Origin of the sequence: Qipengyuania sp. NPDC077410 (genome assembly GCF_044543405.1) — a bacterium.
GTDB classification, from domain to species: Bacteria; Pseudomonadota; Alphaproteobacteria; order Sphingomonadales; family Sphingomonadaceae; genus Qipengyuania; species Qipengyuania pacifica.
The window spans coordinates 409,471-425,726 of the sequence record NZ_JBITWB010000001.1 but is presented as its reverse complement, the minus strand read 5'-3'; the positions used below and the strand labels follow the sequence as shown (position 1 = coordinate 425,726).

At 58.4% G+C, this 16,256-nt stretch carries 15 protein-coding genes; 6 read left to right on the top strand and 9 right to left on the bottom strand.

What is annotated here, in order from left to right; all coding sequences use genetic code 11:
- Positions 1–12 precede the first annotated feature (12 nt).
- The 6 genes from ACIGGE_RS02130 (at position 13) to ACIGGE_RS02105 (ending at position 9,075) form a co-directional block, all read left to right on the top strand.
- Positions 13–1,554, top strand: coding sequence for a multicopper oxidase family protein (locus ACIGGE_RS02130; protein WP_397489293.1), 1,542 nt, complete (start codon positions 13–15; stop codon positions 1,552–1,554).
- Between the two features lie 12 nt (positions 1,555–1,566).
- Positions 1,567–3,924, top strand: a complete 2,358-nt coding sequence (locus tag ACIGGE_RS02125; protein ID WP_397489292.1) for a heavy metal translocating P-type ATPase — start codon at positions 1,567–1,569, stop codon at positions 3,922–3,924.
- 283 nt (positions 3,925–4,207) lie between these two features.
- Complete coding sequence (locus ACIGGE_RS02120; RefSeq protein ID WP_253520350.1) at positions 4,208–4,651, top strand: CBS domain-containing protein; 444 nt, start codon at positions 4,208–4,210, stop codon at positions 4,649–4,651.
- Between the two features lie 99 nt (positions 4,652–4,750).
- Positions 4,751–7,315: an NAD-dependent epimerase/dehydratase family protein gene (locus tag ACIGGE_RS02115; RefSeq protein ID WP_253520348.1), complete on the top strand. Its 2,565-nt coding sequence runs from the start codon at positions 4,751–4,753 to the stop codon at positions 7,313–7,315.
- Positions 7,316–7,450: 135 nt separating this feature from the next.
- Positions 7,451–8,113, top strand: coding sequence for a peroxiredoxin (locus ACIGGE_RS02110; RefSeq protein ID WP_185884339.1), 663 nt, complete (start codon positions 7,451–7,453; stop codon positions 8,111–8,113).
- Between the two features lie 560 nt (positions 8,114–8,673).
- Entirely contained in the window at positions 8,674–9,075 is a 402-nt protein-coding gene (locus ACIGGE_RS02105; protein WP_253520346.1) for a hypothetical protein, read from the top strand.
- Between the two features lie 363 nt (positions 9,076–9,438).
- Here ACIGGE_RS02105 and ACIGGE_RS02100 read toward each other — a convergent pair whose 3' ends face one another.
- From ACIGGE_RS02100 to ACIGGE_RS02060, 9 genes are all read right to left on the bottom strand, one after another.
- Positions 9,439–10,191 carry an MBL fold metallo-hydrolase gene (locus ACIGGE_RS02100; RefSeq protein ID WP_253520343.1) on the bottom strand — a complete coding sequence of 251 codons (753 nt, stop codon included), beginning with the start codon at positions 10,189–10,191 and terminating at the stop codon, positions 9,439–9,441.
- A complete protein-coding gene (locus tag ACIGGE_RS02095; protein ID WP_253520341.1) occupies positions 10,188–10,631 on the bottom strand; it encodes a beta-lactamase hydrolase domain-containing protein in 444 nt (147 codons plus the stop codon). The genes ACIGGE_RS02100 and ACIGGE_RS02095 overlap by 4 nt, the downstream gene beginning before the upstream one ends.
- 70 nt (positions 10,632–10,701) lie before the next feature.
- Positions 10,702–11,685, bottom strand: coding sequence for an FAD-dependent oxidoreductase (locus ACIGGE_RS02090; protein ID WP_397489291.1), 984 nt, complete (start codon positions 11,683–11,685; stop codon positions 10,702–10,704).
- Complete coding sequence (locus ACIGGE_RS02085) at positions 11,640–12,476, bottom strand: NAD(P)-binding protein (protein WP_397489916.1); 837 nt, start codon at positions 12,474–12,476, stop codon at positions 11,640–11,642. Before ACIGGE_RS02085 ends, ACIGGE_RS02090 begins: the two co-directional genes overlap by 46 nt.
- A gap of 53 nt (positions 12,477–12,529) precedes the next feature.
- Complete coding sequence (locus ACIGGE_RS02080; RefSeq protein WP_253520338.1) at positions 12,530–13,234, bottom strand: NAD(P)-dependent oxidoreductase; 705 nt, start codon at positions 13,232–13,234, stop codon at positions 12,530–12,532.
- Positions 13,235–13,353: 119 nt separating this feature from the next.
- Entirely contained in the window at positions 13,354–13,842 is a 489-nt protein-coding gene (locus tag ACIGGE_RS02075; protein ID WP_253520336.1) for a DUF6692 family protein, read from the bottom strand.
- Entirely contained in the window at positions 13,839–14,303 is a 465-nt protein-coding gene (locus ACIGGE_RS02070) for a DUF305 domain-containing protein (protein WP_397489915.1), read from the bottom strand. The genes ACIGGE_RS02075 and ACIGGE_RS02070 overlap by 4 nt, the downstream gene beginning before the upstream one ends.
- A gap of 56 nt (positions 14,304–14,359) precedes the next feature.
- On the bottom strand, positions 14,360–14,746 hold the full coding sequence (locus ACIGGE_RS02065) for a potassium channel family protein (protein ID WP_253520332.1): 387 nt from the start codon (positions 14,744–14,746) through the stop codon (positions 14,360–14,362).
- Positions 14,747–14,810: 64 nt separating this feature from the next.
- On the bottom strand, positions 14,811–16,160 hold the full coding sequence (locus ACIGGE_RS02060) for an APC family permease (RefSeq protein WP_290845720.1): 1,350 nt from the start codon (positions 16,158–16,160) through the stop codon (positions 14,811–14,813).
- Between the last annotated feature and the right edge of the window lie 96 nt (positions 16,161–16,256).

Sequence of the window (16,256 nt, the reverse complement as noted above, 5' to 3'; positions counted from 1 at the left end):
GGAGCAAGTAAGATGGACCAGTGGGCGAATGCATGGGGTCTCAATCGACGCGCCTTGCTGCGACGGGCCGGCGCGGCGGCGACCGGCCTGGTGACTCTTCCCCTTTCTGCATGCGAAGCGCAAAATTCGCTGCTTAGTGCCGATGGAGCCGGCGCCAATCCGCTCGCCATTCCCAAGCTCGATCAGGGAATTGTCGAACAAGGTGAGCGGGCCTTTCGACTGTCGATATCCGCGGGGCAGCAGGAATTCGCTCCCGGAGTCGCTTCGCCTACGATCGGAGTGAACGCGCCTTATCTGGGTCCGACATTGGAGATGCGCCGCGGCGAGCGCGTTCGGTTGCATGTCGACAACGGCCTGGACGAAGGAGCCACAGTCCACTGGCACGGGTTCGAACTCCCCGCCGCTGCGGACGGCGGGCCGCACCAGCTTATCCGCCCCGGCGCCCGCTGGAGTCCGTCTTTCGAAGTTCGCCAGCGTGCCTCGCTCTACTGGTATCATTCGCACCTGCATCGCGGCACGGGACCGCAGGTCTATGCCGGTCTTGCCGCACCGATCTATGTCCGTGATGATGAAGAGGACGCGCTGGACCTGCCGAGCGAATACGGCGTGGATGATATTCCGCTTATCGTTCAGGACCGCTTGCTCGATAGCTCCGGCAAGCTCCTCTATCCGCAGAACATGCATGCGCAGATGATGGGCGTGCGCGGGGATCGGATCTACGTCAATGGCACGCACAACGCGGTGTTCGACGCTCGGACCGGCCTGTTACGCTTGCGGATCCTCAACGGATCGAACGCTCGTTTCTACGATTTCTCGCTGTCCGGTGGTCAGACCATGCAGCTCATCGCCAGCGATGGTGGCTTGCTGGAACGTCCGCATGCGGTCCGCTCGCTCAGGCTCGCACCGGGTGAGCGGGCGCAGATCCTCGTCGATCTTTCCGAGGGGCGCCCACTCAGCCTTGTGGCGACCAGTCCTGACAATTCGATGGGCATGATGGGCGGCGACGGCGGCGGCATGATGGGCGGCGGTATGATGGGCCGAGGCCGCGAAGATACCCAGACGGACGAGCCGTTCCGCGTCCTCGATATCAGGCCCGCCGGCTCCTCGCCGCGAAGGAATCTTCCGCCGCAGCTTGCTGCGCTCCCAGCACTCGACCCTTCACTTGCAGTGCGAACCCGGCGGTTCGTGCTCGATATGGGAATGATGGGCGGCGGGATGTCTATCAATGGTGCCAGCATGGACATGAATGTCATCAACGAGCGGGTGCCGGTCGGCGAGTGGGAGATCTGGGAAATCGCCAATGCTTCGATGATGGCGCATCCGTTTCATATTCATAACGCGCAGTTCCGCGTGATCGACCGCAATGGCCGCACTCCGCCGCCATTGGAGACCGGTTACAAGGATACGGTTATTGTCGATCCGCGCGAGCAAGTGCGCCTGCTATTACGGTTCGAGGAACACACGGACCCGGACCTGCCGTATATGTATCACTGCCACATTCTCGAGCATGAGGATGCCGGAATGATGGGGCAGTTCGTCGTCGTGGACAGCTAGGAAGGAACGATCATGAGCAAGGAAGACAACGTCCTCGAAGGCACCGCGATTGACCCGGTCTGCGGCATGAGTGTTCAGATCGAAAACGCGAAATATGTTGCCGAGCATGACCACTCCCAGCATTATTTCTGCTCGTCGCGCTGTCTCGACAAATTCGAGATCGATCCGAAGCTTTATCTCTCAGGAGCGCATCTCGACGCGGTGGAGGACGTGCCGGAGGGCGCGATTTACACCTGCCCGATGCATCCCGAGATACGTCAACCGGGGCCCGGGTCGTGTCCCATATGCGGTATGGCGCTAGAGCCCGAAACCATCAGTCTCGACGAGGGGCCTGATCCCGAGCTTATCGATATGCGTCGCCGCTTCTGGTGGAGTGCGCTCTTCACCATACCGCTGTTTGCGTATGCAATGGGCGATCTCATCCCGGGGATCAGTTTCGAACGGCTGATCGAACCGGTCTGGGCGCAATGGGCTCAGTTGCTATTGGCGGCACCCGTTGTCCTGTGGGGCGGCTGGCCGTTCTTCGTTCGCGCCATCCAATCCGTGAAAACCCGCAATCTGAACATGTTTACGCTGATCGGGTTCGGCGTGGCGATCGCCTATTTCTTCAGCGTTGTAGCGACGGTAGCACCGGACATTTTTCCTGCAGCGTTCCGCGACCAATCAGGGCGCGTCGGCGTCTACTTTGAGGCTGCCGCGGTTATTACCACGCTCGTCCTCCTTGGCCAGGTGTTGGAGTTGAAAGCGCGTGGTTCGACTTCAAGTGCCCTTAGAGCGCTTCTTGAGCTTGCCCCGCCCAGCGCCGTCAAGATCTTTGGTGAGGGCGATGAACGCGAAGTTCCTCTCGATGAGCTGACAACAGGGGATCGCTTGCGCGTGCGGCCAGGCGACAAGGTTCCGGTTGATGGCGAAATCGAGGAAGGATCGAGTGCGATAGACGAATCCATGATCAGCGGCGAACCGCTGCCCGTGGCAAAATACGCTGGCGACACGGTTATCGGTGGCACTGTGAACCAGACCGGCGGCTTCATTATGCAGGCTATCAATGTCGGCAAGGACACGATGCTGTCCAAAATCGTGCAGATGGTTGCCGAAGCACAGCGTAGCCGGGCGCCGATACAGCGTTTGGCCGATCAAGTAACCGCATGGTTCGTACCTGCAGTCGTCGTTATCGCAATCGCCAGTTTTATCGTCTGGTCGATTTGGGGTCCTGCCCCAGCACTCGCCTATGCACTCGTCAATGCCATCGCGGTCCTGATTATCGCTTGTCCATGCGCTCTCGGCCTCGCTACGCCGATGTCGATCATGACCGGCACCGGCAAGGGCGCCCAGCATGGCATTTTGATCCGTAATGCCGAGGCGTTGGAAACGCTGGAAAAGATCGACACGCTGGTAGTCGACAAGACCGGGACGCTGACGATGGGTAAACCCGACCTGGTGGCCGTTCATCCGGTTGAAGGCATCGATGAAACCGAGTTCCTTGCCGCGGTCGCGGGCGTCGAGATGGGCAGCGAACATCCGCTTGCTCACGCAATCGTCGAGGGCGCGCGGGCGCGCGGGGTGTCGCCGGCCAGCGCAACGAACCTGGCTTCTACCACGGGGGAAGGCGTCGAGGCGACTGTTAGTGCCCGCCGCGTTGCAATCGGCAACGAGAAGATGATGCGGCGTGTTGGGGTCGAAGACGAGACCTGGCTTGGCTCGGCGGAAAGCGGTCGCTCTCAGGGGCAAACGGTGATGTTCGTGGCGTTCGACGGGCGGCCCGCCGGTCGCATCGCCGTGGCCGATCCGATCAAGCCGACAAGCGCCAACGCCATCGCCGCATTACATGCGCGCAACATTCGCGTGGTCATGCTGACAGGCGACAGCCGGGGAACTGCTGAAGCAGTCGCGCGGGAAATGGGCATCGACGAAGTGCACGCCAATGTCTCGCCCGAAGACAAGCATCGCGAGGTCGAGAGGCTGAAGTCCGACGGACGCCGTGTTGCGATGGCCGGCGACGGGATCAACGATGCGCCTGCGCTGGCGGCTGCCGATGTCGGCATCGCCATGGGCACCGGCACCGACGTGGCGATCGAGAGCGCCGGCGTCACGCTGGTGCGCGGCGATCTGACCGGCGTGGTGCAGGCGATTGTCCTGTCGCGCGCGACCATGCGCAATATCCGACAGAACCTGTTCTTTGCCTTCGCCTACAACACGCTGGGCATTCCGGTTGCCGCAGGTGTGTTGTTTCCCTTTACCGGCTTGCTGCTGAACCCGATGATCGCTGCGGCAGCGATGAGCCTGTCATCGGTTTCGGTGATCGGGAATGCTCTGCGGTTGCGGGGCTTGAAGCTTCCGGTTCTTGGGGGCCAAGGAGTAGACAGAGCTTAAACCATTGGATCGGCCTCGCTGGGGACGGGCTATGCACGTGGCTGCTCTCGGGCAATCAATTGAAACAAACCCATGCTTAGTCTTTTCAGCCTTGGGGGTGGAAACCGACCTGGCGACGAATTGTTGGAAGAATGGAATCTCGCAAGCCGGCCTTGACCTTCCAACGATGGTAAGCACTAGGTTTGCAGAACCCGACGATTCGATGCGGCGGTCACGTCTCCCAAAGTTCCTTAGGCGGATGCGGCTTCCCATCGAACGGAACGCCAAACCTTTGGAGAAACAGATGAAAACCAGCGAAATAATGACTAGCGATCCGGCATGCTGCAAGGAAGACCAAAGCCTTCAGGACGCTGCCAGGCTCATGGTCGACAATGATTGTGGGCAAATTCCGGTCGTCGACGATGATGGTGGTCTTGTCGGTGTGATCACCGATCGCGACGTGTGTTGCCGGGCTGTGGGCGAGGGAATGTCGGCGGAGACACGCGTCGGAGACGTGATGACCCGGTCGGTCGTGAGCGTTACCCCCGATACCTCTCTGGAAGACTGTCTGGCGTCCATGGAAAAAAACCAGGTTCGCCGTGTCCCGGTTATCGACGATGACGGGAAATGCTGCGGCATGGTTTCGCAAGCCGATGTCGCCCGTACCGGTAACGATGCAAAGACGGCCGAGCTCGTGCAGGAAGTTTCCCAATCACGCGCAGATGGGAAATCCTCCGGCTGTTGTTAGGGCGACGATATACAGCAGCCGCTCTTTGAAAGGGGGCGGCTGCCGTCTGCTTCGTACGGAAGTGGAACATCTTCCGGCTATTAAATCGAGGGCACTCCCATGGACAGGCGTATCGTTCTGATTACTGGCGCGAACGGATATATTGGCCGCGCGCTGACGCAGCGCCTTGGCAGCGCATATCGCGTCATTGGTCTCGACCGGTCTCCCGTCGAGGACAATCCCGATCTCACAGCCTCCTATTCCATGGATCTCGGCGATGACGCGTCCGTGGCTGCTGCCCTCGAAAAGGTCAGGGGCGATTTCGGAAACGAGCTTGCTGCCTGTATCCATCTGGCCGCCTATTTCGATATCACCGGCGAGCCCAATCCTCTCTACGAGAAGGTCAACGTTGAGGGTTCACGCCGACTGATCACGGCGCTGCAGGCCTTCGACATCGAACAGTTCATCTATGCAAGCTCAATGCTTGTACACGAGCCCAAACCGCTGCCGGGCGTACGTATCGACGAATCGAGCCCGCTCGGACCAACCTGGCCTTACCCCCAGTCGAAAGCCGATGCGGAACAGGTACTGCGCGAGAACCGTGGCGACATTCCGGTTGTATTCCTGCGGTTTGCCGGGGTCTACGACGACGAGGGGCATTCCGCCTTTCTCGCCGAGCAGATTGCCGGCGTGTATGAGCACCGCGTGTCGGCGCATCTGTATCCGGGCATGTTGTGCGCTGCGCAGTCGGCACTGCATCTTGAAGATCTGACCAAGGCGGTCGAGCAGACTATCGCGCGTCGCGCTGACCTCGAGGGCGAGACGCCGATACTTGTCGGCGAGCCCGAAACGCTGGGCTACGCCGAGATTCAGGACATCGTCCATTGCCGGATCCACGGCGAGGAATGGACGACAGTGCGCATTCCAAAGAGCGTGGCGAAACTGGGCACGTGGATCGAGGAAGAAGTCCTTGGCCATGACGGATTCATCAAGCAATGGATGGTCGATGATGCCAATGCTCACTACATCCTTGATATCTCCCGTGCCCGGAACCTGTTGGGGTGGGAGCCAGAACATTCGCTCCGCGACACGCTTCCGACCATCATCGACGCGTTGAAAGCCGACCCGCAGGACTGGTACGAAACGAATAAGCTGAACACGTCCCGCGTGGCTTGGCATCCAAAGAGTTCGGATGCAGGGAAGACCGAACCGGCGCGGCCCCAATCGCATGACACCGATATGGCTCATGATGGGCACCAGATGGACGGCGACATGCACGACATGGACGGCCCCCAGCGTGGTACCCGCTGGACGCAGTTTGCTGTCATCGGGCTCGGCCTGTGGCTCGCTGCAAGTCCGGGTGTCTATGACGTCGTATCCGCCGATACTGCCCGTGCGTCGGTCGTAGCGGTCACTCTGGAGCGGGGTTTGCCATCGATCGAATGGCGGGCCAACGCTCTTGCCCTAAGCGATATGCTGAGCGGGATCGTATTGATGATCTTCGGCGCGATGTCGCTTTCGAAGCGCACCGCCTGGTTCGGACAGTGGGCGACAGCCTTCATCGGCATCTGGCTGCTTTTCGCGCCCTTGTTCTTCTGGAGTCCGAGCGCGGCCCAATATCTGACCAATCTGCTTGTCGGTACACTGGCGATCGCATTTTCGGTGCTGGTGCCAATGATGCCCGGCATGAGCATGGAAGGGATGATGGACAAGAAGTCCATCCCGCCCGGGTGGACCTACAGTCCCTCGACAGATGCCCAGCGATTCCCGATTGTTGCGATGGGCATTATCGGCCTGTTGATATCGCGCATGCTCACCTCCTACCAGCTTGGCCATATCGATGTGGCGTGGGAACCGTTTTTTTCCGGATCGCTCGCCGATCCCAAGAACGGGACCGAGGAAATCATCACTTCGGATGTATCCAAGGCCTGGCCGATCCCGGATGCCGGGCTTGGCGCGGTCAGCTATGTGCTCGAAATCCTGATGGCGGTCATGGGAACCCGCGCGCGCTGGCGCACGATGCCGTGGATGGTCACCTTTTTCGGCATTCTGGTCATTCCGCTGGGCGTGGTCAGTATCTACTTCGTGATCATTCAGCCGATCATGATCGGAACGTGGAGTACGCCGGCTCTGATCGCTGCCCTTGCGATGCTCATCATGATCCCGTTCTCGCTCGATGAGGTCATCGCCATGGGACAGTATCTCTACTGGTCGAAAAAGGAAGGCAAACCGCTTATCCGAACCTTCTTCAAGGGCGGCGCAGTGTCACACGGCGAAATCGACGATACCGACTATATGACCGATGCGCGCTCGATCTGGAACAACACGGTGCGCGGCGTGACCTTCCCCTGGACCCTGATGGCCAGCACGGCTCTGGGAGCCTGGCTGATGCTGACAAGGATCACGCTTGGCAGCGAGGGCGCGATGGCTAACAGCGATCACGTGGTGGGTGCTTTGGTGATTACGGTGGCAATCATCGCGACTGCGGAAGTCGCGCGCGCCCTCCGCTTCATCAATGCTGCATTCGGTGCCTGGCTTGTCGCGGCGCCATTCCTCCTTGCGGGGGCGTCGTCTGCCGGAACGGTGGCGTCGGTTGTGGCCGGCCTGCTCTTGATCGGACTGAGCCTGCCTCAAGGCAAGCGTAGCGGTGAGCATTATGCTGGCTGGGATCGGTTTGTCGTATGACCGGTTGACCCGAGCAAAGCGGATCTGGTGCCCATCTTTGAGGAACAGGATGAAGACGAGGTCGGACCCGCATTCTTCTCAGAGCATCGCTAGTAATGAGCCCTGAGTTCCCACAAGATAAATAGGAGTATCTACATGACCCTTTCAATTGGCTCGACAGCCCCCGACTTCACAGCTCAGACCACACAAGGCAGCATTCACTTCCATCATTGGATGGGTGACAGCTGGGCAATCCTCTTTTCCCATCCCAAGGCATTTACACCGGTTTGCACGACCGAGCTTGGTTACATGGCCGGGCTCGGCGAGGAATTTGCCAAACGCGGCACTAAGATTATCGGCCTGTCGGTCGACAGCAGCCAGGATAATCGCGATTGGCTTCCCGATATCGAGGAGGTGAGCGGAAATAAGGTCGACTATCCCGTGGTCGGCGACAGCGACCTTCAGGTCGCCAAGCTTTATAATATGCTGCCGGCCGACGAAACGGGCAATGCGGAGGGGCGAACCGCAGCCGACAATGCCACCGTCCGCGCTGTCTATATCATCGACCCAGACAAGAAAATTCGTGCCATGCTGCTTTATCCGATGAGCAGCGGGCGGAATTTCGATGAAGTGCTCCGGCTGCTGGATTCGGTTCAGCTCACCGAACGCAAGGGCGTCGCGACGCCGGTCAATTGGCAAAAAGGTGATGACGTGATCATCCCGCCTTCCTTGTCGGACGAGGATGCGAAAGCAAAATACCCTGCTGGCTGGGACGAAAAGAAACCGTATTTGCGCGTGATCCCAGAACCGCTCGACTGATTGAGCGAGCAGGTGACCGGCGATTGAGTGTTGGCGAGAATGCAGCATGCTCATGCTAAGTTTTGCGTGCGTCGCCACATCTACGAGTGGATCTATCCGTTCGAATTATGGATTTGCAAAAAACGTGAACGCTCAGGTGCAGCGAACAACCAAATCCGTTCCCGGCCGGATTGCTCCTCGTTAATAGAATGGCGGCCCCGTCTCCCCCCGAGCCCTGCGGGTCGCAGGTGTCCCGGGGCCGTTCAGGAACCCCGCGCTTGACCCAACCCTGGGCGCGGGGTTCCGTCTTTCTGGTACAATGGGTGTTGGGCGCAGCTATGCTGGCCAAAGGACTGCGGTGTCCAGCAACCTAGGACACCAGGGCTGCGTAATGCGGGCTTCAGGAGCTGCCAGAAAGTTGGGACGCAATTGACCTCGACCTTCAATTGGTTGAAGGCTATGCCACATTCGCGAAATACGAAGAACCCTTGCTTGGAAAGCCTCTGGTCGAAAGAGTACTATGGCAGATCTATTTAAAGATCACATGTGGTTAAGGGCCGCCCGTGGCGACTAGTCGTTCCATGGCTAAACAGATTAATGCTGTCGAGACATTTCCTTTGAATGAAGGCAAGACCGCCTTTGTGAGTGTCATAAGCAGTTCGGCTGCTGTTTTGGCAGCTTGCTCTTGCTGCATTCTACCGTTGGTGCTGGCCGCTGCCGGATTAAGTGCGAGCTTGAGCAGTATTTTGACGCCTCTGGGCTCGCTTCACTGGCCAATGACCGCCCTTTCGATGATTGCGGTGGCGGCTAGTTGGCTCATTTTTCTACGGAAATATCGGCGCAAATGTCATTGCGATTCCCAAGCCGCACATAAATGGTTCTTGAACCCTCAGATAATTATGCTCCTAGTTGCAACTGCGTTGACCTTCATCGCTGCCGCTTGGGGCTTGTTCGAGCCAACTCTTATGAAAGCATTTATGTAGTCTCATGCTCTGAGAGAACGCCACTCGCATGTATGCTCCGTTTGATGCGATAGCTGAAGCCAGCGTAGAGATTCGATGGGCCATTGCGCAACGATGGTTCCAGACGCTTTTCGGCCTGCCATGTCATGCAGGCTGATGCTGCCTGGCAAGGTTTGAGGGGAAGCGTTTCCGTTATCGAGCGGATCCAAGGCGATCTTGATTTCGACGGATTTGGAAAAACTCATCGATCCCGAAGCATAGCAGTTCGATTTGCCATCCAGACATGGTTCTGGTGATCGTCTCCCAGTTCGATCAAATGATGGGTGCGCGCGGATAGCGCGCAATAACCGGCGCAGGCTTTCGTGCGATCTATGGCAGGCCAACCTATCCCTGCGGCGACTTCCCGCCGAGCTCATGCAATTGCTCAACCGCTTCTTCGACGCAATCTCCGCATTTCAGATTGGCAGGCACGGCCACGTCGATCTTCTTGGGATAGGGCAGGTCAAGATCGGCCATGATTTGCTGGAATTCGGCAAGCGAAACATCGTCATTCAAGCGGGGATTGCGTGTGCGTTCCTGCATGATCGTCGAAACGCGGCGACCAGAATAATCATGAGCTGGATAGACCAGCGTGTCTTCCGGGAGGGCGAACAGCTTTTCGCGGACAGACCTGTAAAGGGTTTCGGAATCGCCGTTCTGGAAATCGGTGCGGCCGCAGCCATCGATCAGCAGCGCGTCACCTGAGAAGATCTGCCTATGCCCGCCCTGCTCTATCAGATAGCAGTGATGCTTGTCAGTGTGGCCGGGTGTAAACAGCGCGCGGATGGTCAGGTCGCCTACCGCTAGGGGCGCCTCTTCGCTCACTTCCACATCCGCACATGAGATATTGTCATCGACAGGGTAAGCTACCTTGCACCCTGTCAGACTGCGCAGTCGGCATGCACCCGTGATGTGGTCAGCGTGGATATGCGTGTCGAGCGTGAAGGACAGGTTGAGACCCAATGCAGCGACGGCTTTCAGATCCCTGTCGTACGTCTCGATGACGGGGTCGAGCAGAACCGCCTCACCCGTGTTCTCGCATCCGATCAGATAGGTATAGGTAGAGGACTCCCGCTCGATAAGCTGTCTGAAAATCACGCTTGGGCCTCACTTTCTACGAGCATTGGCGATAGCTCGGCTTCGCTGATGTCCAAGCCCGATTCCCGCCCGCGATCCGCAGCGGCGGATGCACCGCAATTGTGCTGATGCGCCCACGATACAAGCGCCATCAAGCTGGCCCGGCGGCCACTTGCACAGTGAATGGCCACGGGACCGGGAAGCTGTTCGAGCCGAACTGCAAGACCCTTCGCCTTCGCCGCCGTCAGATCGGGCGGCGAGACGGGATAGTGAAGATATTCGAGGCCAGCTTCGCGCACTTCTTCCGCTTCGGTCTGCGGGCTCAGCTTTTCCCCTTGCTCGCCTGCCTGTCTGAGATTGACGACAGTCTTGAAGCCAGCCTCTGCAAGATTTTGCATGTCGTGCGCTTCAGGCGGAAAATTCAGTACTGAAAGGTCATTGTCAATCTTGACGCGATCCATGGTGGCTCTCCTCTGAGCGTTTTAGTCATATCTTTCGAACCTATGCCTCGCAGCCGGGTTCCGCTTACAATCAACTCCGCACAATCAGCTCATACAAACCGATCACGAGGACAGCGCCGACGAGTGCTCCGATCACCGACAGCACATGTGGCAGCCGCAGGGCAAAAAATGCATCGTCAATCCATGATGTGAACTTGAGCGCGAGAGGCTTGTGCTGCGGCTTAACGACTACTTCAGGCTCGAAGATTTTCGCCGCGCGGCGACCGCTTTCGACCGCTCCCTCGATGCTCCAGATATCCGCCTCGGTGTCCGTATGGGCACCCGCCAGGACGAGGTTTGGTATCGATGTCGCCTGACAGGGCCGATGGTCGCGGGTGTTCGTGGTGGTCACCCATTTGGGCTGCTCTGGCCTGATGCCGGAAGGGTCGAATTCCCATTCGTCCCAGACTTCGGTCTTGAGGATTGCAAACTCCTCCATTCCGCGACCGCCATTCGTCCTTCGAATCATTCCGTCCAGCACTTCCGATGCGCGTATCTGGGCGAGAACTTCGTCGATAAATTCGCTTTTGGTACAATTGCGAAGCGGCTTGCCGTGGATTATTCCCGGAACGGTCGCAACGCATGCGGTACACGTCCAGAGCGATTGCACCTCCTCGCCTAGATCGATGTGGGAAGGCCACGATTGCTCATTTGCGAACAGCGTGATGTTGAAGGGAGAATCAGTCAGCGCGATCGCGGTGCGTTCGCGCGGCCAGGCCATGCGTTCAGCGAAGGCGATACGAAAGGAAACCTGAGTGTGCGGGCCGTCCTCGATTAGCGGCCTCAGTTTCGCCAACTGGGGGTCAACCAACAAAGCGGGCGTTCGCTCTACGATTTCGGCAGACGAGAACGGAGTGCTGGCCAAGACGTATATATCCGCACGCACTCCATTGCCTGAAGATAGGCTTGCGCCGGTGATCCGCGCTCCATCAAACTGAAGCGCTTCGAGGGGTGCCCGCCAGTGAAACGCTACGCCGCTTTCTTCCAGATGCTCGACCCAATTGTCGAACCACACTTCATTGCTCGGCCCCTTGAGGAGCGACCATCCCCCATCGATCGGTGTTCCCAGGCCGCGCCGTTTTCATCGGCGGGATGCTTGTGCGCAGGACCCGACCTGATGTTGCGCCCGAAAAATAGACCGACATGGTGCAGGGACGCGTAAGGCCAATCTGCACCGATCCACGGCCCGAACAGAGCCTTCCAAGTTTTATGACCTGTCAAGGTCATGCGTGGCTGCCAGTAGGCTGCCGCATTCGTCTGAGCATACCGGTGTTTTGACCGCTTGTTAACGGACCAGGCCTTGAGGATGCCCCAGGCGAGAGAAACCTTGTCTGATAGCGACATGCGAAATGCGCCCGGCTTTTCAAAGAAAGCGGCTATTTTCTGGTCGTCATTAAACCTGTTCGGGACAACCGCATATTCCATCGGCCTCGACAGAACGCGGTCATACAGTGATGCCTCGTCATCAAAGGGTATCTGGCGAAGAACGTCGAAGGTGTTGTGATACCAAGGACCAAAGCCATGCCACGAATATTCGGTCGGCAAGTTGTCGGTTTCACGGCGGGTACTGCGAAAAAAACCACCGGCGGTGTCGTTGCGTTCGTACACCGACACCTCGTATCCGCGCCGGACAAACTCATGAGCTGCTGTCAGGCCGCCAACACCAGCGCCAAAAATTGCTACCTTCCTGGCCATTATATTTTCCCTTTTGCCGGTAAATTTCTTTTTGCGAGCATTAATAGTCTTTGGAAAAGCGGTGGCTGCGTTTGTCTCCTTGTCACTTTTGGATGCTACTGCATGTTGCATGGCCAACAGCCGGGATCCTCTGGCCGATTGCGCTTCGGTTACTGGTGGGCTGTTCAATCCAACTCGAGTTCTACTTTGAGGGCACTCATCTCCTCAAACCGCTCCGCTTCGGGTCGGCCGATTGCGGGCTTCGCCTTCAGCCAGGTTCCCTCGGCTACGAATTCGATGAGGCTTTCAGCAAGGTCGCCGTGGCGGCACCGGAAACAACGTTCCGCCAAGCGCTCGTCCGTTATGATTGCTTCACCCGTATAGGGTTCATCAAGCAGCCAGCCGGGGCGCGCGGAGGTCCAATCGAGGCCGACTTCCTGCTCGAGCATGTCTTCCATGGCTCCCATCTGTTCGAGTATGTTGAACAGGGCGGAGCGCGCGGTGAGCTCAAACCATGCTGGTATGCTCGGCTGGTGTACGACAAACGCAGCCGAGATCACGACAATCCGTGTGATGTCGGTCTCTCGCATGGCCTCCAAAAGATGGCGCGTGCCATCGGTGTAAAGAGGTGGCGGATCTATGGCGGTTGAGGGACTGAACCCGATCCCCAGCGCGGATATCACTGCGCCGCAACCCCGAAGCTGGTCGGCGAAGGAATCCTTGAGCACATCGCACTGGACGTATTCCACCCCTTCTACGCGATCACCTGGCTCGGGTAGATTGTGCTCGAAGGCGCGGACTGCGAGCCCGCCCTGCCGGGCGCGGTGCAAGACTTCGGTTCCGGCTTTGCCGCCGGCTCCGAAGACGGCGATGGGTGACGAAATGCTCATGAGCTCATGTCCGCGGTTTGAAGTTGATTGATCCAATCCGTGCAGCACTAGAATGAGTTTCTGCACGTCCTTGCCGGACAGCGGACACCGGACGTGACCGGTGTCCGCCTATCCGTTTGTCAGGCGGGATCGCCGCTGCAGGTCGTGTAGCCCCAGAATCCGAGCTCGTCTTTGGCTCTTGGGGCCGCGACGATCAGCTCCTGCATCTGCAGTCCGGCAGTGCCCTCGTCGTCTAGCACGCGGATCTGGATACGCAGCTCCCCGCTTGCATAGCTGTCGGGACCGCTCGCGGTGACCGGAATGAGCTTTCCGTTAATCTTGATTGCGCCCCGTCCGTTGCCATCGTAAACGAAAGATGGGAACGCCACTTCGGTCAGCCGGAACTGGCACGAATTTTCCGCGCCGAGCGCAGAAAGGTCAGCATCGGTCATCGTCTCGGGAAGCATCAGGCCGGGACTCAGATTGGCAAGAGCGCTGGCCGCGCTCTCGATCGGGGCCGCGGTTGCAGGCGGGTCCAGCTGCGCTTCACGGTCGTTTCCAGGTGCGGTGTTCGAATTGCAGGCGGCGAGCGGCAGCGCGAGCACTGTCATGTATGCGAACTTGTTCATTGTTGCATCTCCTCTGGCAGGCGTTCTTCGGTCCTTGGGCCGTTCTCCTCGATATCATCGATCAGATATTTCATTTCAGCGATCTCACGGCGCTGCGCGACGATGATTGCCTGCGCGAGTTCGCGCACCCGGGGATCCTTCAGACTGGCGCGCTCGCTGGTCATGATGGCGATCGAGTGGTGCGGGATCATTGCGGCCATGTATTCGGTATCATCGACCGTCGTCTGGCTGCGGACCAGCCACAGCGCCAGGGCCATGGTGATCGCGCCGACACCCAGAATGATGAAGTTCTTAGTCCGGTCCTTGTACATGCCCCACATGAAAAGGAGCATCACGATCATCATCGCGCCGCCCATGACGAACATCATCCAGAAACGCGTTTCGCTCCAGAACAGGTCGTCGGCATCGAAGCTGTTGGTGTACATCAAGAAAAACATGATGACGGTCGAGGTCGAGACCATCGCCATGAAGCGCCAGTAATTGCCGCCCCCTCCCTTGTCCGAATGTGAATCTTGGCTCATTTACCTTCTCCTTCCTTCATCATTTTCCAGAAAAGCTGCGCCGAGCAGCTGATAAGCGCGAACCCGGTCAGGGCTTCGATCCCTGCGATCACCCGCAGGTGATCAGTTGGATAAATGTCGCCCAGTCCGAGTGTCGTCAGATTGATCAGCGAGAAATAGAAATAGTCCATCCAGTTCATGCTGGAGGTTTCGTCGAAACTCCCCAGACCCCATTCGGCGCCCAACCAGAAGCCTACTGCAAACAGGACAGCGACGAGCAGGTGCGAAAACAGCACCAGGAGGGATATGGTGAGCTTTGCCAAGAGATCCTGACGCTCGCTCGCAAGAGAATGACCGACACCCAGGATCGAAAGGTGCGCGTAAATGGCGACCAAAAACAACACGATACCAAGGAGTAAGGCGGCTATGATGTGAACACCTTGATGCTGATCCAGAGGCCCATTGTGCTCATGTGTCTTTCCCGGAGCTTTTGCTGCTATCGCGAGGCGTGTTTGCGTTTTTCGCTAGGTAGATCCACTCGGCCAGAAAGACGGCTGCAATCCCCAGCACTGCGTAGGCAACGACCGCCGGATCGCTCTTTAGTTTCACCCAGGTAAATGCGACCAGCACGACCGCATCGGCCGCGAGTGCCGCGAGCAGGATCGATGCACGTGCGCCGACTTCACCGCGCAGACGGCGAAACACGCCCCAGTGAACGAGCATGTCCATAATCAGGTAGAAAAACGCCCCCAGCGAAGCGATCCGGGACAGGTCGAATAGAACCGCAAGCGTGCCTGCGATAACCACGGTGTAGACCAGCATGTGGCTGCGGATCCCGCCGCTCATGCCAAAATGACTGTGCGGGATCATCTTCATCTCGGTCAGCATGGTGAGCATCCGTGAGACGGCAAAAACGCTTGCAATCACGCCCGACGTGGTCGCGGCAATTGCAATCGCAACAGTGAAATAGAAGCCCAGCTCCCCCAGTGCCGGACGCGCCGCCGCCGCGAGCGAGTAGTCGCGTGCTTCGGCGATCTGTGGGATCGTGAGGCTTGACCCGACAGCCACAGCGACAAGCAGATAGACCACGATGCATACGGCGATCGAGATGATAATCGTACGTCCGACATTCCTGTGCGGATCCACGATCTCACCGCCGCTATTGGTGATCGTGGTGAATCCCTTGAAGGCAAGGATCGAGAAGGCGACGGAGGCGAGCAACGCCTCGAAATTCGTAAGTGCGGCAGGCTGCGTAAATGAGCCGCCACTGATGCCGCTGGCCCAGATCGCGGCTACAGCGAACAGCGCGATACCGCCGATCTTGATCGCCGACATGACTACCGAGAAACCGCTTACCGACTTGTTTCCTGCGGCATTGACGAGGTAGGCAAAGACGATAAGGGCGAGCGCGGCGGCGGAAACGAGCCAGCCGGTGCTTTCCAGACCGAACGGGCGAAGCGCATAGGTGGCGAAAGTACGCGCAACCAGGCTTTCATTGATGACCATCGAGAGCGCCATCAAGAGCGATGCCGAGGCTGCCACTACGCCTGGACCATAGGCTTTTTGCAGGATCATCGCGATACCGCCCGAGGATGGCCAGCGGTTCGACATCTTGATGTAACTATAGGCCGCAAGCGATGTAACGAGGGCACCGGCGATGAACGAAAGTGGAAAAAGCGGGCCGGCAAGCTCGGCGATCTGTCCCGTAAGCGCGAATATTCCTGCGCCGATCATGACGCCGGTTCCCATCGCGATACCGCCCAGCAGCGTTATGGATCCGGCGGTATTGCCCGTTCGATGGTGACCATGGTCTTGCAATACATCCCCCTATGGATGTCCTCCCGTCCGAGAAACATCATTGCCGAACCGTACGTTCGGCAGGGCTTCACCCCTCAAAAAAGATTCTGTGAAACT

Excerpts from the sequence above, each read along its gene's own strand:
- ACIGGE_RS02130 (WP_397489293.1), top strand. The coding sequence starts at position 13 with ATGGACCAGTGGGCGAATGCATGGGGTCTCAATCGACGCGCCTTGCTG.
- ACIGGE_RS02125 (WP_397489292.1), top strand. The coding sequence starts at position 1,567 with ATGAGCAAGGAAGACAACGTCCTCGAAGGCACCGCGATTGACCCGGTC.
- ACIGGE_RS02120 (WP_253520350.1), top strand. The coding sequence starts at position 4,208 with ATGAAAACCAGCGAAATAATGACTAGCGATCCGGCATGCTGCAAGGAA.
- ACIGGE_RS02115 (WP_253520348.1), top strand. The coding sequence starts at position 4,751 with ATGGACAGGCGTATCGTTCTGATTACTGGCGCGAACGGATATATTGGC.
- ACIGGE_RS02110 (WP_185884339.1), top strand. The coding sequence starts at position 7,451 with ATGACCCTTTCAATTGGCTCGACAGCCCCCGACTTCACAGCTCAGACC.
- ACIGGE_RS02105 (WP_253520346.1), top strand. The coding sequence starts at position 8,674 with ATGGCTAAACAGATTAATGCTGTCGAGACATTTCCTTTGAATGAAGGC.
- ACIGGE_RS02095 (WP_253520341.1), bottom strand. The coding sequence starts at position 10,631 with ATGGATCGCGTCAAGATTGACAATGACCTTTCAGTACTGAATTTTCCG.
- ACIGGE_RS02085 (WP_397489916.1), bottom strand. The coding sequence starts at position 12,476 with ATGCAACATGCAGTAGCATCCAAAAGTGACAAGGAGACAAACGCAGCC.
- ACIGGE_RS02080 (WP_253520338.1), bottom strand. The coding sequence starts at position 13,234 with ATGAGCATTTCGTCACCCATCGCCGTCTTCGGAGCCGGCGGCAAAGCC.
- ACIGGE_RS02075 (WP_253520336.1), bottom strand. The coding sequence starts at position 13,842 with ATGAACAAGTTCGCATACATGACAGTGCTCGCGCTGCCGCTCGCCGCC.
- ACIGGE_RS02070 (WP_397489915.1), bottom strand. The coding sequence starts at position 14,303 with ATGGTCTCGACCTCGACCGTCATCATGTTTTTCTTGATGTACACCAAC.